The following is an 18,020-nucleotide window of genomic DNA, read 5'->3' on the forward strand; positions in this document are numbered from 1 at the left end:
CCGCCCGGGCCGCCGGGATCCATGAGGATGGAGCCGATGCGGTGGGCGGGGTCGGTGGCCTTGCGCCGCGCGAGGGCGAGCTGGATCGTGCCGTCGCCGGGATTCGCCCAGTCGATCGGGACGGTGACCGTGCCGCAGTCGACGCCGGCGGCGGTGGGGCACGGTTTCCAGTCGACGGTCTCGCGCGCGGCGCCGGCCGGGGCGGCGAGCAGGGCCGCGAGAGTGGTGGCCGCCGCGGTGACGACGGTCAGTTTCCGGCCCAGGGCCATGCGCCACGCCTTCCGGTGGTGAAGATCAACCGTTCGGGCGTGGATCTTGCCAGAAGAACGTCGTCCTGGCCCGGTGAGGAGGGGTTCGCCGAGTCCCCCGGTCGTACCGGGGGAGCTCGGCGAGCCAGGGCGTCAGCGGCGGTGCAGCGTCTCGAGCGCTTCCACGAGCACCTTGGGGTTGTGCTGTCCCTTGTAGACGGCCGGCGGCTGCCGGTCCAGGCGCAGGAGCTGTGCGACGGCCGTCCACGCGGTGCGGACGGAGTACTCGACGGTGAAGACGACGTCGTCCGGGACCTCGGCGTACTGGCCGATGAAGGCCAGGTTGGTGGAGCCCGGCGGGACGACCTGCGGGCGGTCGCCGGTCTTGCGGACCAGGAACTGGCTGGTGATGTACGGCATGGTCGCCGGCAGCACGATGGAGCTGTCGAGGATCCGGTCGCGGACGTCGTAGTGCAGGTAGCCCAGTACCTCGGCGAGGATGTCGCGCCCGGAGCTCTCGGCCATGGTCGTGCCGGGCATCTACCGAACGAAGTTCAACCAGTACGACTCGATCGTTCGCCCCCTGCTGGCTTGGCTCGACGCACAGGGAGTCACCATCCAGCTCGGCACGACCGTGACTGACCTCGCGTTCGCCGCCGGTTCCGAGGTCACCGTCCAGGCACTGCACTGGACCCGCAACGGCGCCACCGAGCAGATCGCCCTCGGACCCGACGAGTTCGTCTTCGTCACCGACGGCTCGATGACTGCCGACTCCACGCTGGGCTCGACCACCACGCCCCCGACGCTGCACACCACCCGTTCGGCGGACGCGTGGAAGCTGTGGCGCACGCTGGCGGCGACATCGTGTCGAAGGTCTTGAACAGGTGGACGAACCGGTTGAGGTACCGGCGGAACTCGATCGCGCTGTGCCAGGGCTCGAACGCGAACGTCGTGCACCACATGTACCAGAAGTTCGTGGTGAAGAACTCAGGTGGAAGCAGTCGGAGATCCGCTTGCCGTCCAGGAGTCTTTCCGGCGTCGACACGCACTTGGCGAGCTCGAGGATTCCTCCGACCAAGCGCTCCCCGGAAAATGACAGGTTTCAACTCGCCGTTATGGCCACGGGGAGGAACTTGAATTGTTTTCAGTGAAGGCGGCGAAAACGCCGCGGGAATGGGCTCGGAAGTAAGCACGCTTCCCTTCGAAACATAACAGGGGTTCCGGGCCCTGCGACGGGCTGCACCTGTTCGGGTGACGGAGAGTGTTCGCCGGTCCGGGTGGTGGGTGTCCGCGCGCCTCGGTGCCGGCGCGGCCGTGGCCGGCGGTCAAAACCGAATCAGATTCTTGACATCGCTCACTAAGCGGGCGTTCACTGGCTGGCGCCGGAAAGAGGCTGTCACCCTCGTGAAGGGACGTACATGTCCGGAAACCGCACTCAACGAAGACTGCGAACCACCATCCTCCTGGCACCGCTCACCCTCTTGCTCGCCGCGACGCCGGCGCTCGCCGCTCCTGCCGCTCCTGCCGCTCCTGCTGCGAAGGCCCCGCCGCCGAAGCCCCCGACCTTCGCCCCGGGCAACGGCCCGGCGAAGATCACCGGTCCCATCCCCGCGCAGGGCAAACCTGGGGATTCTGCGCACGACTACGTCTTCTACTCGACGCCGTACGACCTGAAGAAGGCCGGCTACGAGGAGGAGGAGTTCTTCATCTCCGGCACCGCCACGCGGTACAACCCGAACCCGACCGTCGACGAGCAGAAGCAGGCAGCCATCCCCCTGGGCACCACGCCGTACACGACCCGGATCGTGGTGCGGCGCCCGGTGAAGCCCGCGAAGTCGGCCGGCGTCGCGGTGGTCGACTGGCAGAACGTGACCGCCGGGCACGACATCGACACCGAGTGGGGCACGAGCGCCGACTACTACGTCCGCAACGGCTGGACGTGGGTAGGCGCTTCGGTGCAGCGCGTCGGCGTCAACGGCGCCACCACCGGCGGGACCGCCGGCCTGGGCCTCACCCAGTGGAGCCCGCAGCGCTACGGCTCGCTCGACGTCACCAACGGCGGCGCCGTGCTCGACGACTCGCAGTCGTTCGACATCTACACGCAGATCGCGCAGCTGCTCAAGGGCCGCGGCAAGAAGAACCCGCTGGCCGACCTCGGCATCGACCGCGTGTACGCCGGCGGCGCGTCGCAGTCCGGCCGCTACCTCGGCGTGTACTACAACACCGTGCAGCCCCTGCGCCACGTCTACGACGGCTTCCTCTTCGCGCTGTCCGACAGCTCCTTGCCCCCGCGCGACGGCGTCGGCACCAAGGCCATCCGCGTCTACACCGAAAACGACGTCTACCGCGGCGCCGGCGTGCCGAGCAAGACCGTGCCCGACAGCGATTCCCTGCGCACCTGGGAAATCGCCGGCGCCTCGCACGTGCCCGCCTACTCGACCGGCACCGACCCGAACGACTTCCGCACCACCCTCGGCGCCATCCAGTCCCGCGAGTTCGGCGAGCAGGCTCCCTTCTCCTGCACCAACCCCGGCCCGAGCCAGGTCGAATCCTGGACGGTCTTCCACGCCGCCTACGACGCCCTCGACAAGTGGGTCAGCCGCGGCGTCCCGCCGCGCCGCGCTGCGCCGCTGGCTTTGATCGACCCGGGCCCACCCGCTGACATCGCCCGCGACGCCAACGGCATCGCCCAGGGCGGCATCCGCCTGCCCGACGTGGAAGTCCCCACAGGCCTCAACGACGGCATCAACTCCCCCGCCAACCTCGACAACCCGTTGTCTTCGTTCTGCGTCCTGTACGGCACCCACCGCGACTTCGACGCTGCGCAGCTGAAGTCGTTGTACTACAACAACAACGACTACCGGCAGCAGGTGGCTGACGTCGTGCAGCGGTTGGAGACCCAGCGTTTCCTTCTCCCGGAGGACGGTCGCACGCTGATCAACCAGGCTGCGAAGCGCAAGCTGTTCTGACGGACGTTCCCCGGTGGTAGCCTGCCCCCGCGCGACTGGCGAGGGTGGGTCACCACCGGGGAGCGCGAGCAATGGGAGCGTCGTCCGCCTGGGGGCTCCTCGGTGCCCGGCACTGAGGAGCGCTTCGCGTGATCGACCTGCGTTACGGCACGCATCCCCACCAACCCGCCTGGGTACTGGACGACGGACCGTTACGGGTCCGCGCCGGTACCCCGTCCTTCATCAACCTGCTCGACGCGCTCAACGCGTGGCAGCTCGTTCGCACGGCCTCGGCCGCCACCGGGGCCGTGGTCGCGGCGTCGTTCAAACACGTGTCTCCCGCGGGTGTGGCCTCGGCCGGCGGGCTGGACGACGTGATTCGGGAAACCTGGCGCGTCACCGAACCCGGCCCGCTCACCGGCGCTTACGTGCGCGCCCGCGACGCCGATCCGAAGTCCGGCTTCGGTGACGTCGTCGCTGTTTCCGCGCCCGTCGACGCGGAGCTGGCCGACCTGCTGTCGCAGGTGATCTCCGACGCCGTGATCGCGCCCGGCTTCGAGCCCGGCACGCTGGAAGTGCTCGTGCGCAAGAAATCCGGCACTTTCCTGGTCCTGGAAGCAGATCCGGCGTACGAGCCACCCGAGTGCGAGCGCCGCGACGTCCACGGTGTCGTTGTCGCGCAGCGCCGCGACCGTGCGCCGTTCCTGCCTGGGCTCCCGAGCGACGCCCTGCTCGGCGTGGCCACCCTTCGCCACACGCAGTCCAACTCCGTCGCGGTCGTCGGCGACGGGATGCCCCTCGGCATCGGCGCCGGGCAGCAGAACCGCGTCGACTGCGTCCGCCTCGCCGTCGGCAAGGCCCGCACCTGGTGGCTGCGCCGGCACCCCGTGGTGCGCACGCTGCCCCGCGTCCCCGGCATGTCCCGGCAGGATCGCCTCAACTGGCAGATCCGCCTCGCCGAGGGCCGACTCACGCCGGCCCAGGAAGTGGAGTTCACCGAGCTTTTCCCAGGTTTCCCGTTAGTTCTGCCCGACCCTGGGCCGTGGGCCAGCCGCGCGACCCTCGTGTCCGACGGGCTCCTGCCGTTCCGCGACAACATCGAGCACGCCGCCACGATCGGCATCAGTCACGTGGTCGAACCTGGCGGCTCCACGCGTTCCCCGGATGTCGCCGACGCGTGCGCGCGGCACGGCATGAGCTTGACCCACACCGGGTTGCGCCTGTTCCACCACTGACGAGAACGGCTCCTCGCGAGGGCGGGAACCCTGGCGAGGAGCCGTTTTCGAGCAGTGCTTACGCGCGGCTTCCGTAGTTTCGCCACACGCCGGCGGGTTTGCGCTCGCCGACGCCGTTGCGGTGGTAGTCGCAGACGCCGGTCGGGAAGGTTGCCCGGAGGGTGGCCTTCTCGGCGAAAGTGAACTTGACCGGGTACGAGCCGAAGTCCAGCGGCTTCGTCTGGCACTTCAGCACGTCCATGGCCAGGCCCTCACCCGCCGCCATGCGGGTGTTCTCGGCGACCGGGTACAGCGCACCGCACTGGCCCGACGACGGGTCGGTCAGCTTTTCCTGCACGCGCTGGGTTGCGGAGAGGTAGCAACCGTCCGAAAGGTCGTGCGGTCGGTTGGCAATGACGCGAGAAGCAGCACTCCGACCCGAGTGATCCCGGTCGATCGCCGTCAGCCAGCGGTCCATCGCATCCAGCTCATACGCGCTCGCGGCGGCCTGCTCCGCAGCCGTCGGGTGGTTGGCGATGATCACCTGATTGGCCGCAGTCCCATTCGCGGCGAGCAACCGCTGCCGCAGCACGAACGACCACTCCGAAGTGTGGATGTCGTTCCCCGCACCCGCCAGGTCGAGGTCCGTGCGCTGATCGATGATCGGCGTCGACGCCAGGCCCTGCGACGCTGTGTTGAAAATGTCGTCGCGGTACAAAGCATCCAGGGCCTTCGGGTCGGCCGAAGACCGCGCGGCCACCGGCTTGCCCGTGTAGTCCAGCCCGCCGATCGAGGCGTTCAGCGACACGAACTGCGCCGCCGAAATCGCACCCGCCTTCAACGCGTCCAACCCGTACTGCACTCCCACGTTGTCCAGCGTGTTCCGCACGAACCCCGTGCGCGGGTCGCGCCCCAGTTGGTTCGCGAACTGCTCGTTGGAATTGCAGATCACGCCATGCGGGTTCGTCACTGGATCCCACCGCACGTCGACGGGGATGGCCGAGTTGCAGCTGTCCGTGGCGGTCGCACGGCTGGCGAAGGTGGCGTCCCACGAGAGGCAGCTCGAGTACGAGTTCCAGCCCGCTACGGCGAGCTTTTGGGCATCCGTAAACGAAGCTGAAGAGAAGTACCGGTTCAGCAACCGGCAGTCTGCCACCGGCCCGGCCGTGGTGATCGGGTCAGGAAAGGACACCCCGGGGATGATGCCGTCGACGATGCCGGGGTAGTTCTCGGCGATGTCGTACTGCTGGATCGCGCCGCCGGAACCGCCCCAGCCGATGGTGTGCTGGACGGGGCCGTAGGTCTCGATGAAGTGTTCCTTCACCATCATCGCGGCCTCGGCCGAGATGATCGGGCTGCAGTTGTTGTCGAGCACGTTCAGGCTCGACGACGCGACCGCGTAGCCCTGGGAGAGGAACAGGTCGTTGACCACGCCACCGGTGCCGGCGCCCTGGTGGTAGCCGGAGTTGCAGCCGCCGCCGAAGGTGTAGACCAGCTTGCCGTTCCAGCCCGGAGTGGCAGCGAACGGTGACGGGGTGGCCGGCCCGGAAGCCAGGGCGGCGATCTCGTACACCGCGCGGTCGATCGTGCCGCGTTCCACCCGGACGATGTAGGGCGCGCCGCCGGTCGCGAAAGCCAGGTCGGCCGGGCGGCTCGCCGGGTCGGCCAAGGCCACGAACTTCCCGGCGGTGTTCTTGTACTGGTAGGTAACCTGTGTTGGGGCGCTGCACAGCGGCATGGTCGCCGGGGGCAGGCCGTACGCGGTGGTCTCGCAGTAGAACGGCTTCTGCTGCGGTCCCGAGAACACGGGACCGGTGATCGAATGGTTCACCACGCGCACGCTCGCGCGATCATGCCCGGCCGTCGCGACCAGGTCGGTCGAGCCGTCGCGCAGTCCGGTGACGAGCCCGAGCAGGCTCCCGTCGGACTCGGCGTGGAAGGCCCGCGTGACGTCATGGCCGCCGGCCGAGACACGAACACCGGAGTGCGCGTCCGGCGGCGTGACTCTGACCAGGACCTGGCCTCCGCTGACCAGATCGGGCCGCGGGTTGGAGACGGTCGTGATTCCCAACCGGGAGTGGTGATCCGGTTGCGCGACGGCCGAGGTCGCCGCTGTGGTGAGGAGGATCGGCACGGCCAGAGCGGCCACTACCGCGGTCGAGCGCCAAGTACGGTTTCTCAACTTCGCACCTCGTTGCTCACGGCACCGCTCGGGTGCGGTGCCACGCAAGTGCCGGGTATAGCACGCGTTACTTAGCCAGAACAACATTCGGCCACCCGAGTTGATCAAACGAGCCGGATCAAGCTTCGGTAACCGCGAACTCGGCCCGATAACAGGTCTGGGCAAGCAAGGGAGATGACTGTACTGTTCGTCGCGTCCGAATCGGATTCTGCTTTGCCGGTGTCACTGCAACGAGGCGGTGGGGTGAGCGTGGTCGAGGATCCTGTACTCCTGCGCGCTGAGGGACTCTGTGTCTCCTTCGGCGGGCTCGAGGTGCTCAGGCAGGTTTCGCTGGAGGTTCACGCCGGGTGCGTGCTCGGCGTCATCGGCCCGAACGGCGCGGGCAAGACCACGCTGTTCAACACGATCTGCGGGTTCGTGCGGCCCGACTCCGGCACGATCACCTTCGCCGGCCACGCCCTCGAGCGGCCCAGGCCCGAGCGGCTCACCCGCCACGGCATCGCCCGCACGTTGCAAGGCCTCGGTCTGTTCGCGGGATTGACTGTGCTGGACAACGTGGTCGCGGGCGCCACGCACCGCTCGCGCACGAGCCTCGGCGGCGCGCTGCTCGCGTCGCCCTGGGCCGACCGCGACGAGCGAGCCCTCGCCGGCCGCGCCATGGAGGTGCTGCGCGAGCTCGGGATCGACGGTGACGCGGGGCGGATCTGCGCTGGGTTGCCCTACGGGGTGCGCAAACGCGTCGCCCTCGCGCGCGCCCTGGTGAGCGAGCCCCGGTTGCTGCTGCTCGACGAACCGGCGGCCGGCCTGTCGGCGACAGAGGTGGGAGAGCTGGCCGACATCGTCCGCGGCCTGGCGCCGGCCACCACCGTGATGCTCGTCGAGCACCACATGGACTTCGTGATGAACCTGTGCGACCGGCTGGTGGTGCTCGACTTCGGCGAAGTCATCGCGCGCGGCACGCCGGCGCAGGTGCGAGCCGACCCGCAGGTGCAGCGAGCTTATCTGGGCGACCCCGTGGCGGCCGTCGCGGGAGAAGGCGGTGCGCATGCTTGACGTCAGCGGGCTCGTCGTGGACTACGGGCCGGTGCGGGCGCTCGACCATGTCGACCTGGTGGTGGAGCAGGGATCCATCACCGCCGTGCTGGGCTCCAACGGCGCCGGCAAGACCACGTTGCTGCGCGCGCTCAGTGGTCTGCACCGCCCGCGCGACGGCGCCGTGCAGCTCGACGGCCACGACATCACCCGCCTGGCGCCCGAAGATCTCGTGCGCCTCGGGGTCGCGCACGTGCCCGAGCGCCGCGGCGTGATCGCCGAGCTGACGGTGGAGGAGAATCTGCGCCTCGGCGGCCTGTGGCGGCGAGACCGGCACTGGCTGCGCTCGGGCACCGGCGAGATGTACGACCTGTTCCCCCCGTTGGCCGAACGCCGCCACCAGCGCGCGGAAGCGCTTTCCGGCGGTGAACGCCAGATGCTCGCCATCGGCCGCGCGCTGATGAGCCGGCCCGAGCTGCTCCTGCTCGACGAACCGTCACTCGGCCTCGCACCACGGGTTTCGGCCCGGATCGTGGCCGTGCTGCGGACACTGCGCGAGGAGAACGGCCTCACGCTGCTGCTGGTGGAGCAGAACGCGGCGACCGCGCTGTCGGTCGCCGACCGGGCCGTAGTCCTGCACCTCGGCCGCAAGGTCGCCGACGACACCGCCGACACCCTCGCGGCCGACGACCGCGTGCGCCGCGCCTACCTGGAGGTGTGATGGGCCGCTTCCTCGACCTGACCCTCGCCGGGCTCACCAGCGGGGCCGTGTACTCGGCCGTCGCGCTGGCGCTCGTGCTGATCTGGCGCTCCACGCGGATCGTGAACTTCGCGCAGGGCGGCATGCTGATGATCACCACGTTCATCGCCTACACGATCGTCTCCCACGGTGGCTCGTACTGGCTGGCGCTGATCGTGGCCGTCCTCAGTGGACTGGTCCTCGGCGCCGTGGTGGAACGCGTGCTCGTGCGGCCGGTGGAGAAGAGATCGCCGCTCGACGCGGTGGTGGTCACCTTCGGCCTGCTCGTGCTGCTGCAGGGCGTGGCCGGGATGCTCTTCGGTGGCACCCCGCGCTCGTACCCGCCGGCGTTCGGAATCGCGGGGTTCAAGGCGGGCGACCGCCAGCTGCTGTTCGCACCCAACGACCTGTGGATCGTGCTCGTGGTCCTCGTCGTGATGGCCGTGCTGGCGCTGGTGTTCCGCAAGACGAACCTCGGCCTGCGGATGCGGGCCTCGGCCTTCGCGCCGGAAGTCGCGCGCCTGCTCGGCGTGCGCGTCGGGCGGATGCTCACGGTCGGCTGGGCCCTGGCCGCGGCGGTCGGCGCGATCGCCGGTGTGCTCGTCGCGCCCAGCACGTTCGTGAGCCCCACGGCGTTCGACGCGGTACTGGTGTTCGGCTTCACCGCGGCGGTGATCGGCGGCCTCGACAGCCCGCCGGGCGCCGTCGTCGGCGGGCTCGCGCTCGGCATCGTGCTCAGCTACGTGGCCGGCTACCTCGGGTCCGACATCGTCACGCTGGCCTCGCTCGTCGTCCTCATCGGGGTGCTGATGCTGCGTCCGCAAGGGCTGTTCGGTTCGACGAAGGGAAGGCGGGTATGACGGCGCTCGCCGCGGCGGCACCGGTCCGCGTCTGGCAGCGGTCCACGCTGGTCCGCCACCTGACGCTCTCGGTGCTGGGCCTGATCGTGCTGTACTTCGTCACGACCTCGCTCGACTCGTTCGCGAACCTGCAGTTCGCCCAGATCTGCTACACCGCCATCGCGACGGCGGGCCTGACCGTCCTCTCCGGACTGTCCGGCCAGATCTCCCTGGGCCACGGCGCGTTCGTTGCCGTCGGCGCCTACACCACGGCGCTGCTGCTGGAACACCTCGACTGGCCGATCGTGCTCGTGCTGCTCGGTTCGGTGGTCGTCGGCGGCGCGCTGGGTTCGCTCGTCGGCGTCGCGGCGGCGCGGTTGCGCGGGCCGTACCTGGCGGGTGCGACGCTCGCGCTCGCCGTCGGCCTGCCGTCGCTGGCCGACTACCACGGCCTGCGCGACCTGCTCGGCGGCGCCAACGGCCTTATCGTGACCTCCGACCCGCCGCCGCTTTCCCTCGGCGAGACCTTTCCGCTCGAACGCTGGCAGGCCTGGATCTGCGGCCTGTGCCTGGTGCTCACGTTGTTCCTGCTCGCCAACCTCACGCGCAGCCGCATCGGCCGGGACATGCGGCTGGTGCGCGAAGACGAGCAGGCCGCCGCGCTGTCGGGCGTGCACGTGGCCCGCACGCAGATCGTCACCTTCGGCATCAGCGCGGCGTTCGCGGGCTTGGCGGGCGGGCTGTTCGCGATCGTCAACAGCCTGGCTGCGCCCGGGGCGTTCACGCTGTCACTTTCCCTGTCCCTGCTCACCGCGGCCGTGCTCGGCGGGCTCGGCAGCCTCGCCGGCGCGGTGTACGGCGCGGTGATCGTGACCCTGCTGCCCAACTGGACCGCCGACCTCGCGCAGCAGGCCGACCTGCCCCGCGCGATCTACGCGAACATCCCGCTCGTGCTCTACGGGCTGGTGCTGATCGTGGTGATCATCGCGTTCCCCGGCGGCATCCAGTCGGGGGTCCGCAAACTCGGCGCCCTGCTCAAGGCTCGTTTCGTCCGTCCACTCCAGACCCGTCAGGAGACGAGAAGATGACCGTACGCCGACCAGTATCCGTCGCGGTCGCCCTGGCCGCGGTGGTCGCCCTCACCGCCACCGCCTGCGCCTCGGGTGACGACGCCGCCGAGTCGACACCCGGCATCACCGCCGACACCGTCACCATCGGGTCCACCATCCCGCTCACGGGCACGGCCGCGCCGGGCTACAGCGAGCAGGGCCCGGCCGCGAAGGCGTTCTTCGACTACGTCAACGCCAACGGTGGCATCAACGGCCGCAAGATCACCCTCAAGTACCTCGACGACGCCTACAACCCGGCCCAGACCGTCACGCTGACCAAGCAGCTCGTGTTGCAGGACAAGGTGTTCGCGATCGTCGGCTCGCTCGGCACACCGACGCACACGAAGGTTGTCGACTTCCTCAACTCCTCGCGCGTGCCCGACCTGTTCGTCGCGTCCGGCTGCACGTGCTGGGACCAGCCGCAGAAGAACCCCTACACGTTCGGCTGGCAGCCGGACTACACGGTGGAGGGCAAGATCCTCGGCGACTACGTGAAGAAGAACCTGGCCGGCAAGAAGGTCGCGTACTTCTACCAGGACGACGACTTCGGCCGCGACGGCATGAAGGGCCTCGACAAGTACATCGACCAGAGCCTCGTCGTCTCGCGCCAGCCGTACCAGCCGGGCAACACCGACGTGGCCGCGCAAGTGTCGGCGATCGCGGCGTCGAAGGCCGACGTCGTGGTGCTCGAGGCGATCCCGGCCTACACCGCGTTGTTCAAGCTGACGTCGCTGAAGCTCGGTTACTCGCCGACGCTCGTCGCGTCCAGTGTGGGCGCCGACCCGATCACGGTGTCGGGGCTGCTGGAGAACTTCGCCAAGCAGGCGGGTTCGTCGGTGAAGGGCCAGGACCTGATCGAAGGCCTGGTCACCTCGGCCTACCTGCCGCCGCTCGACGACACGAGCAACTCGTGGACCGCGCTGTTCAAGAAGATCCACGACCAGTACATCCCGAATGTGCCCTTCGACGGCAACGTTTACTACGCCATGGCCTACGCCTACACGTTCACACAGGCGCTCGCCCGCGCCGGGCAGAACCCGACGCGCCAGGGCGTGGTCGACGCGCTGAAGAAGGGCGGCCTCACCGGGCCGGGCCTGGTGCCGTTCCGCTACGGCGCCGATTCGCACGCCGGCTACACCGGCGGGCAGATCGCGACCATCAAGGACGGCAAGCAGGTGCCGTCCGGGACGCCGCTCACCACGGACGACGGTGACGGTCCCGTGACCCCCTACACGCAACCGCAACCTCCGGCTCCGGCCAACGGCATCCCCGCGGCGTGAGTCCGTCCGGCACAATCACGCCATGACGGAGGCGACAGGGAGCAAGCGGGCGCAAGCGACCCGCGCGGCGCTGCTCGAGGCGGCCGGTGAGGTCTTCACCGCGTCGGGGTACGAGCAGGCGAGCATGGCCGCCATCGCCGAACGGGCCGGCGCCAGCATCGGCAGCCTGTATCACCACTTCGTCGCGAAGTCCGATCTGTACATCACGCTCTACAACGAATACAACCGCCGCCAGCAGCACCGGTCCGCCAAGGCGTTCCGCACGGCGCTGGCGCAGGGCGAGGAGGACGCGCTCCGGCTCTACATCTCCGGAGCGCGCGCCTACCTCGAAGGGTGCTGGCAGGAGCGCAAGCTCGCCCGGCTGTTCCTGTCCGGCAATGGCCCGGCGGGCTTCGGCCTGCTCACGCGCGAGCGGTTCCGGGAGTGGCTCACGGCCAACGCCACGCTGGTCAACGGCCACACCCGGCCGCTTTCGGACATGCTCGTGCTCTCGCTCACCGCGATGTCGACCGAGGCGGGCCGCGAGGTCGCGGCCGCTGGGTCGAAGGCGAAGGCGGGGCAGATGATCGAGGAGGTCCTCGAGCTGATGGGCCGCCTCTACCCCACTTCGTGACGCAGGTCACCCCTCTCGGTCCCACGCTCGCTCAAGCAGCGCAAACGTCGGCGTCCCGGTCGGATCGGCACGCGCAAGTCCGGTTCGTCCGGGTGGCGCCCGCACCCGTAAACCAGTTTCATTCCCTATGAATGTTTCTCTCTGAAGGTTCCGGGGGCTGGACATGTGCGGGATCACGGGATGGGTGGACTACGGCCGCGACCTGGCGGCCGAGCGGGAGACGGTGGCGGCCATGACCGCCACCATGGCGTGCCGCGGGCCGGACGCGAGCGGGATGTGGTTCGACCGTCACGTGGCCTTCGGCCACCGGCGCCTGGCCATCATCGACCTCGAGCTGGGCACGCAGCCGATGACGGCCGAGGCCGGCGGCACCGTCGCGCTGACCTACAGCGGTGAGGTCTACAACTTCGCCGAGCTGCGCGCGGAGCTGCAGGCGCGCGGACACCGCTTCACCACCAACAGCGACACCGAGGTGGTCCTGCGCGGCTACCTGGAATGGGGCACCGGCCTGGCCGAGCGCCTCAACGGCATGTACGCGTTCGGGATCTGGGACCCGCGCGAGGAGCGCCTGGTCCTGATCCGTGACCGGATGGGCATCAAGCCGCTGTACTACTCGCCGCACGGCGACGGGCTGCTGTTCGGCTCCGAGCCCAAGGCGATCCTCGCGCACCCCGAGATCCGGCCCGTCGTGGAGACGGACGGCCTGCGTGAGCTCTTGTCGTTCACCAAGAACCCCGGCCAGGCCGTGTGGGCGGGCATGCGCGAGGTCGAGCCCGGCACCGTCGTGACCCTGGACCGCACCGGCCTGAAGGTGCGCCGCTACTGGCAGCTGCAGCCGGCCGAGCACACCGACGACATCGGCGTGACCGTGCAGCACGTTCGCGAGCTGCTCGACGACATCGTGCGCCGCCAGCTCGTGGCCGATGTGCCGCGCTGCGTGCTGCTCTCGGGCGGTCTCGACTCCAGTGTCATCACCGCGCTGGCCGCGCGGCAGCTGGCCGACCAGGACGAGCGGGTGCGCAGCTTCGCCGTGGACTTCGTGGGGCAGGAAGACAACTTCGTGCCGGACGCGTTGCGGTCCACTCCGGACGCGCCGTACGTGCGTGATGTCCACGAGCACGTGGGCTCGATGCACCAGGACATCGTGCTCGACTCGGCGGAGCTCGCCGACCCGGCCGTGCGCCGCGCCGTGGTGCGCGCTCGCGACCTGCCGACGGGGCTGGGAGACATGGACGGCTCGCTGTACCTGCTGTTCCGTGCGATCCGCGAGCGCTCCACCGTCGCGTTGTCCGGTGAATCGGCCGACGAGGTCTTCGGTGGTTACGCGTGGTTCCACGACCCGGAGGTGCAGCAGGCTGACACCTTCCCGTGGCTCGCGCGGCGGCTGCAGTCGGGCGAACGCGGGGTGAGCCGGATCTTCGCCGAGGGTGTGCGGTCTTCTTTGGACCTTGCCACGCACCTGCGGGACTCCTACTCGGCCGCGGTCGCGGAAGCCGGCACGCGGCCCGGCGAGACCGAGCACGAGCGTCGCATGCGCGTGATCGGCTACCTGCACCTCACGCGGTTCGTGCGCATCCTGCTCGACCGCAAGGACCGGCTGAGCATGGCCACCGGCCTCGAGGTGCGCGTGCCGTTCTGCGACCACCGGCTCGTCGAGTACGTCTACAACACACCTTGGACGACCAAGACGTTCGACGGCCGCGAGAAGAGCCTGCTGCGCGCGGCGGCCCGCGATGTGCTGCCGGTGTCGGTGGCCGAACGGGTGAAAAGCCCGTACCCGTCGACGCAGGACCCGAAGTACCTCGAAGCCCTGCGCGACCAGGTCGGCGACCTGCTGGCCGCGCCGGCACACCCCGTGTTCGACCTGTTCGACCGCGGCCTGCTCGTGGGCCTGCTTGCCCGGGAGGACACCGTGCCCTTCCTCCGGCCACTCGTGGAGCGTGTGCTGAACTTCGCGACCTGGTTCGATCTGTACTCACCGGAGCTGCGCATCCGGTGAGGTGACCACGAGGGTGAGGAGCGGGCCATGGTGGGCGAGTCGCCGGACGTCGACGCCGACGAGGCGTTCCAGTTCGTGCTGTCGCTGTACCGGCTGCTACGCGAGCTGCACCGGGCGGCGCCACCCGACAATCTGCCGCGCACGCAGCTGCTGGTGCTCGCCAAGCTGGCCCGCTCCGGACCCCTGCGCATCGGCGCGCTCGCCGAGGAGGTCGGCTGTTCCCAGCCCACGGCCACGAAGGTCGTGCACGCCATGGAGGAGGCCGGCTTCGTCGCGCGCGCGGCCGACGCCGGCGACAAGCGCGTGAGCTACGTGCACCTCACCCAGCAGGGCCGGCGCCGGCTCGGCGCGGTGGTGCGCGACGAGTCGCGAGTGCTCGTGGAGCGGTTCGGCGACCTCGAGCAGGACGAGGTCGAACTGCTGCTCAAGGCGGGCGCCGTGCTGCGCCGGATGACCGACGGCGCGGAAATTGACATTCGACAAATTTCTCGCGACCCGCAATAGTTGCGTGAGATGCTGCGTTCTCACGGGTCTCACGGAGGAGACGGTCGAATGTTCGCTGAACCCGACGTCGAACGCGAGGACCGGCCGGACGGGAGCGTCGTCTTCCGCTCCCGCGACCCGCTGGGCGCCTATCCGCGCAGCGTGGCCGCGATGCTGCGGGACTGGGCCGAAGCCGACCCGGATTACCCGCTGGTGGCCGAACGCGACGGCGACGGCTGGGCGACGCTGACCTACGGCGAGGTCCGCCGCCGCGCCGACGCGCTCGGGCAGGCGCTGCTCGACCGCGGCCTGGGGCCGGACCGGCCGGTGATGATCCTTTCGGGCAACTCCGTCGCGCACTTCGCGCTCACGCTCGGCGCGCTGACTGCGGGCGTGCCGGTGGCGCCGATCAGTGTGGCGTACTCCCTGCTCAGCGGCGACCACGCGCGGATCCGGGAGATCGCGAAGGTGCTGAAGCCGGGGCTGGTGTTCGCAGAGGCCGGTGGTCCGTTCGCGAAGGCGCTCGCCGCCGTCGAGGGGCCTGGCGTTGATCGGCGCGGTGTTGATCGGCCCAGGTTTGAGCGGCCCAGCGTGGTGCTGGCGCGCGAGGTCGACACCGTGCCGGGCGCGGAATCCCTCGACGACCTGCTGGCCACTTCGCCGGGCCCGGAGCTTGAAGCCGCGTACGCCGCGACGGGACCGGACACGCTCGCGAAGGTGCTCTTCACGTCGGGCTCGACCGGTTCGCCGAAGGGCGTGCTCAACACGCACCGGATGCTGTGCGCGAACCAGCAGTCGATCCGGCAGGCGTGGCCGTTCCTGGGTGAGGAGCGGCCCGTGCTCGTCGACTGGCTCCCGTGGAGCCACACCTTCGGCGGCAACCACAACGTGGACCTGGTGCTGCACAACGGCGGCACGCTCTACGTGGACGACGGCAAGCCGGCGCCGCAGCTGTTCGGCCGCAGCCTGGAGAACCTGCGTTCGGCGCAGCCCACGCTCTACTTCAACGTGCCTGCCGGCTACGCGCAGCTCGTGCCCGTGCTGGAGCAGGACCCCGACTTCGCGCGCGTGTTCTTCTCGCGGCTGCGGTTGCTGTTCAACGCGGCGGCCGCGTTGCCGGCGGCGTTGCGCACGCGGCTGGCGGATGCGGCCAGGGCAGCGGGCGTCGACGTGCCGCTGACGAGCTCGTGGGGCGCGACCGAGACGGCGCCCGCGGTGACGAGCGCGCACTTCCCGTTCGACGACGCGCGGTGCATCGGCGTGCCGCTGCCGGGGCTCGAGGTCAAGCTCGCGCCCGTGGGCGAGGCGCGGGAGATCCGCGTGCGCGGCGCCTCCGTGACGCCCGGCTACCTGCACCGGCCCGACCTCACGGACGCGGCATTCGACGACGAAGGCTTCTACCGCACCGGCGACGCCGCCGTGCCGGCCTCGGCCGACCCGAACGCCGGGCTGCTGTTCGGTGGCCGCATCGCGGAGGACTTCAAGCTCGACACGGGCACGTTCGTCCGCGTCGGCGCGCTGCGCACGGGGCTGCTCTCGGCCGTGCCGCTGCTGTCCGACGCGGTGATCGCGGGGGAGAACCGCTCCTACGTCAGCGCGCTGGCCTGGCTCAACCAGGCCGAAGCGCGGGCGTTGTTCGGGGGTTCGCTCGATGCCTCGGACGGGTGTGTGGTCCACACCGAGCTGCGCGCGCACGTCGGGAAGCTGCTCGCCGCGATGAACGCGGCGGCCGGGTCGGCGGGCCGAGTCGAGCGGCTCGTGGTGCTGGCCGAGCCGCCGAACCTCGACGCGGGCGAGATCACGGACAAGGGCTACCTCAACCAGCGCCGCGTCCTGGCCCGGCGCGTGGCGTTCGTCGAACGCCTTTACGCTGACAGCCCGGACGTCGCCATCATCGCCGCGGGCTGACCGCCCCCCTCGCCTCTTGAGGCACCCCCCGCGAGATCGTGCCGGCGTCTCGATCGGGCGGTGCGATCGGCCCCCGGCCGATCCGACCGCCCGATCGAGACGCCGGCTCCCCGGCGATCTCGCCCGCCACGCCGGAGGCGGGGCAGACAACACAGCGGGGCAGACAATAGGGTGATACGTCAACAAATCGGGGTAGACTCACTTCATGACGGACGCACGCTGGCTCGACGAGCGCGAGTTGCACGTCTGGAAGCTGTACCACCTGCTCCAGCGGTCCCTGAACGGCGCCATCGACCGGCAGCTCGTGCGCGACGCGGGCCTTTCGGGTCCGGACTACACGCTGATGGTGCCGCTTTCGGAGGCACCTGGTGATGTGCTGCGCATGCGCGACCTCGGGATGCAGATCAGGTGGGACCGCAGCCGGCTGTCGCACCACGTGAGCCGGATGGAGAAACGCGGCCTCGTCACGCGCGAGGACTGCTCGGACGACGCGCGCGGCGCCATGGTGCGCCTCACGCCGGCCGGGCGCGAAGCGATCGAGGCGGCCGCGCCCGAGCACGTGGAGACCGTGCGGCGGTACTTCTTCGAGCAGGTCAAACCCGACGAGCTCGAGGTGCTGGAACGCGTCTTCGACCGCATGGTCTCGCGCCTCAACGCAGACGACGAAGACGGCCCCTGTACGAGGTAAAGTCGGGTTCGTGGCCAAAACGCGCGAGAAGCTCAGCCGCGAAACGATCGTCGATGGCGCCCTCGCCCTGGCCGATCGCGAGGGCCTCGACGCGCTGACGATCCGCCGCCTCGCGCAGGATCACGGCGTCACGCCGATGGCCCTGTACTGGCACTTCAAGGACAAGCACGAGCTCGTGGCCGGCCTGGCCGAACGCCTGCTGGCGGACGTCTCGCTGCCGGATTCCGGCGGGCCTTGGGACGTGCGGCTGCGGGCCGCGCTCGTGGCGGTGCTGGCCGCCGTGCGCCCCCACCCTGCGGTCGCCGACCTCGTCCCGCCGCGCATCCTCGAGTCCGACGCCGGCCTCACCGTGGCCGACCACGTGCTCGGCCTGCTGCGCGAAGCCGGGTTCACGGCCGAAGAGGCCGCGGAGCTCGGCGGCTACCTGCTGTGCGCCAGCGTCACCCTGGTGACGGCCGAGCCCGGCGTCACGGACGTCCATCCCGCGTCCTCGCGCGACGAAGCCGTGGAGCGCAAGCGGGTCGCGCTGGCCGCGTTGTCGCCCGAGCGCTTCCCGAACGTCTCGGCCGCCGCCGGCGCGCTGGCCGCGTGTGGCGACGAGGATTCGTACTTCGCCCGCGGCGTCGACCTGCTGGTTTCGGGTGTTCGCGGCTTGCGCTGACGGTCGCCCGGACCCCCGCTGACGAGCGCGCACCACCTCCGTCAGCGCACCGTGCGGGCGTGGTCAGCGCCGGGTCG

17 protein-coding genes, 1 pseudogene and 1 riboswitch are annotated in these 18,020 nt (G+C 69.9%); of the genes and pseudogenes, 15 read left to right on the forward strand and 3 right to left on the reverse strand.

Going from position 1 to position 18,020, the window contains the following annotated elements; genetic code table 11:
• Positions 1-36: 36 nt before the first annotated feature.
• Positions 37-291, forward strand: a complete 255-nt coding sequence (locus AB0383_RS26580; protein WP_366188806.1) for a hypothetical protein — start codon at positions 37-39, stop codon at positions 289-291.
• Between the two features lie 110 nt (positions 292-401).
• On the opposite strand, the gene AB0383_RS26585 is transcribed toward AB0383_RS26580, so the two are convergent.
• On the reverse strand, positions 402-788 hold the full coding sequence (locus AB0383_RS26585; protein WP_366188807.1) for an oleate hydratase: 387 nt from the start codon (positions 786-788) through the stop codon (positions 402-404).
• Here AB0383_RS26585 and AB0383_RS26590 point away from each other — a divergent pair.
• Complete coding sequence (locus tag AB0383_RS26590; protein WP_366188808.1) at positions 772-1,128, forward strand: oleate hydratase; 357 nt, start codon at positions 772-774, stop codon at positions 1,126-1,128. The genes AB0383_RS26585 and AB0383_RS26590 overlap by 17 nt on opposite strands.
• 37 nt (positions 1,129-1,165) lie before the next feature.
• On the opposite strand, the pseudogene AB0383_RS26595 reads toward AB0383_RS26590, so the two are convergent.
• Positions 1,166-1,210: pseudogene (locus AB0383_RS26595) on the reverse strand (hypothetical protein); the annotation flags it as partial.
• Between the two features lie 456 nt (positions 1,211-1,666).
• On the opposite strand from AB0383_RS26595, the gene AB0383_RS26600 reads away from it, so the two are divergent.
• Both AB0383_RS26600 and AB0383_RS26605 read left to right on the forward strand, forming a co-directional pair.
• The gene (locus AB0383_RS26600) at positions 1,667-3,217 is read left to right on the forward strand and encodes an alpha/beta hydrolase domain-containing protein (RefSeq protein WP_366188809.1); all 1,551 of its coding nucleotides are present in this window, start codon (positions 1,667-1,669) and stop codon (positions 3,215-3,217) included.
• 21 nt (positions 3,218-3,238) lie between these two features.
• A riboswitch (ZMP/ZTP riboswitch) is annotated at positions 3,239-3,318 on the forward strand.
• A 27-nt stretch (positions 3,319-3,345) separates the two neighbouring features.
• Positions 3,346-4,431 (forward strand): 5-aminoimidazole-4-carboxamide ribonucleotide transformylase, encoded by a 1,086-nt coding sequence (locus AB0383_RS26605; RefSeq protein WP_366188810.1) that lies wholly within the window; start codon positions 3,346-3,348, stop codon positions 4,429-4,431.
• A gap of 58 nt (positions 4,432-4,489) precedes the next feature.
• Here the strand turns inward: AB0383_RS26605 and AB0383_RS26610 are convergent, their stop codons facing one another.
• Positions 4,490-6,700: a DUF6351 family protein gene (locus AB0383_RS26610; RefSeq protein WP_366188811.1), complete on the reverse strand. Its 2,211-nt coding sequence runs from the start codon at positions 6,698-6,700 to the stop codon at positions 4,490-4,492.
• A 66-nt stretch (positions 6,701-6,766) separates the two neighbouring features.
• Between AB0383_RS26610 and AB0383_RS26615 the strand changes: the two genes are divergently transcribed.
• The 11 genes from AB0383_RS26615 to AB0383_RS26665 all read left to right on the forward strand — a co-directional run bounded on the left by AB0383_RS26615 (position 6,767) and on the right by AB0383_RS26665 (position 17,943).
• Positions 6,767-7,645 carry an ABC transporter ATP-binding protein gene (locus AB0383_RS26615; protein WP_364184594.1) on the forward strand — a complete coding sequence of 293 codons (879 nt, stop codon included), beginning with the start codon at positions 6,767-6,769 and terminating at the stop codon, positions 7,643-7,645.
• Positions 7,638-8,345 carry an ABC transporter ATP-binding protein gene (locus tag AB0383_RS26620; RefSeq protein WP_366188812.1) on the forward strand — a complete coding sequence of 236 codons (708 nt, stop codon included), beginning with the start codon at positions 7,638-7,640 and terminating at the stop codon, positions 8,343-8,345. Before AB0383_RS26615 ends, AB0383_RS26620 begins: the two co-directional genes overlap by 8 nt.
• A complete protein-coding gene (locus AB0383_RS26625; RefSeq protein ID WP_326565514.1) occupies positions 8,345-9,223 on the forward strand; it encodes a branched-chain amino acid ABC transporter permease in 879 nt (292 codons plus the stop codon). The genes AB0383_RS26620 and AB0383_RS26625 overlap by 1 nt, the downstream gene beginning before the upstream one ends.
• Positions 9,220-10,290 (forward strand): branched-chain amino acid ABC transporter permease, encoded by a 1,071-nt coding sequence (locus tag AB0383_RS26630; protein ID WP_366188813.1) that lies wholly within the window; start codon positions 9,220-9,222, stop codon positions 10,288-10,290. The genes AB0383_RS26625 and AB0383_RS26630 overlap by 4 nt, the downstream gene beginning before the upstream one ends.
• The gene (locus AB0383_RS26635) at positions 10,287-11,591 is read left to right on the forward strand and encodes an ABC transporter substrate-binding protein (protein WP_364184601.1); all 1,305 of its coding nucleotides are present in this window, start codon (positions 10,287-10,289) and stop codon (positions 11,589-11,591) included. Before AB0383_RS26630 ends, AB0383_RS26635 begins: the two co-directional genes overlap by 4 nt.
• A 22-nt stretch (positions 11,592-11,613) precedes the next feature.
• Positions 11,614-12,204: a TetR/AcrR family transcriptional regulator gene (locus tag AB0383_RS26640; protein ID WP_220243583.1), complete on the forward strand. Its 591-nt coding sequence runs from the start codon at positions 11,614-11,616 to the stop codon at positions 12,202-12,204.
• Positions 12,205-12,367: 163 nt separating this feature from the next.
• Positions 12,368-14,203, forward strand: coding sequence for an asparagine synthase (glutamine-hydrolyzing) (gene asnB / locus AB0383_RS26645; RefSeq protein ID WP_366188814.1), 1,836 nt, complete (start codon positions 12,368-12,370; stop codon positions 14,201-14,203).
• Positions 14,204-14,230: 27 nt separating this feature from the next.
• Entirely contained in the window at positions 14,231-14,707 is a 477-nt protein-coding gene (locus tag AB0383_RS26650) for a MarR family transcriptional regulator (RefSeq protein ID WP_366188815.1), read from the forward strand.
• A 48-nt stretch (positions 14,708-14,755) separates the two neighbouring features.
• A complete protein-coding gene (locus AB0383_RS26655) occupies positions 14,756-16,594 on the forward strand; it encodes a feruloyl-CoA synthase (protein ID WP_366188816.1) in 1,839 nt (612 codons plus the stop codon).
• Between the two features lie 205 nt (positions 16,595-16,799).
• A complete protein-coding gene (locus AB0383_RS26660; protein WP_364181414.1) occupies positions 16,800-17,282 on the forward strand; it encodes a MarR family winged helix-turn-helix transcriptional regulator in 483 nt (160 codons plus the stop codon).
• Positions 17,283-17,292: 10 nt separating this feature from the next.
• Positions 17,293-17,943 (forward strand): TetR/AcrR family transcriptional regulator C-terminal domain-containing protein, encoded by a 651-nt coding sequence (locus tag AB0383_RS26665; protein ID WP_364181411.1) that lies wholly within the window; start codon positions 17,293-17,295, stop codon positions 17,941-17,943.
• Positions 17,944-18,020 lie beyond the last annotated feature (77 nt).

The organism is Amycolatopsis sp. NPDC051373 (assembly GCF_040689465.1).
Taxonomy (GTDB): Bacteria; Actinomycetota; Actinomycetes; order Mycobacteriales; family Pseudonocardiaceae; genus Amycolatopsis.

Excerpts from the sequence above, each read along its gene's own strand:
- AB0383_RS26655 (WP_366188816.1), top strand. The coding sequence starts at position 14,756 with ATGTTCGCTGAACCCGACGTCGAACGCGAGGACCGGCCGGACGGGAGC.
- AB0383_RS26620 (WP_366188812.1), top strand. The coding sequence starts at position 7,638 with ATGCTTGACGTCAGCGGGCTCGTCGTGGACTACGGGCCGGTGCGGGCG.
- AB0383_RS26625 (WP_326565514.1), top strand. The coding sequence starts at position 8,345 with ATGGGCCGCTTCCTCGACCTGACCCTCGCCGGGCTCACCAGCGGGGCC.
- AB0383_RS26600 (WP_366188809.1), top strand. The coding sequence starts at position 1,667 with ATGTCCGGAAACCGCACTCAACGAAGACTGCGAACCACCATCCTCCTG.
- AB0383_RS26585 (WP_366188807.1), bottom strand. The coding sequence starts at position 788 with ATGCCCGGCACGACCATGGCCGAGAGCTCCGGGCGCGACATCCTCGCC.
- AB0383_RS26635 (WP_364184601.1), top strand. The coding sequence starts at position 10,287 with ATGACCGTACGCCGACCAGTATCCGTCGCGGTCGCCCTGGCCGCGGTG.
- AB0383_RS26580 (WP_366188806.1), top strand. The coding sequence starts at position 37 with ATGCGGTGGGCGGGGTCGGTGGCCTTGCGCCGCGCGAGGGCGAGCTGG.
- AB0383_RS26630 (WP_366188813.1), top strand. The coding sequence starts at position 9,220 with ATGACGGCGCTCGCCGCGGCGGCACCGGTCCGCGTCTGGCAGCGGTCC.
- asnB (WP_366188814.1), top strand. The coding sequence starts at position 12,368 with ATGTGCGGGATCACGGGATGGGTGGACTACGGCCGCGACCTGGCGGCC.
- AB0383_RS26615 (WP_364184594.1), top strand. The coding sequence starts at position 6,767 with ATGACTGTACTGTTCGTCGCGTCCGAATCGGATTCTGCTTTGCCGGTG.
- AB0383_RS26590 (WP_366188808.1), top strand. The coding sequence starts at position 772 with ATGGTCGTGCCGGGCATCTACCGAACGAAGTTCAACCAGTACGACTCG.
- AB0383_RS26640 (WP_220243583.1), top strand. The coding sequence starts at position 11,614 with ATGACGGAGGCGACAGGGAGCAAGCGGGCGCAAGCGACCCGCGCGGCG.
- AB0383_RS26650 (WP_366188815.1), top strand. The coding sequence starts at position 14,231 with ATGGTGGGCGAGTCGCCGGACGTCGACGCCGACGAGGCGTTCCAGTTC.
- AB0383_RS26660 (WP_364181414.1), top strand. The coding sequence starts at position 16,800 with ATGACGGACGCACGCTGGCTCGACGAGCGCGAGTTGCACGTCTGGAAG.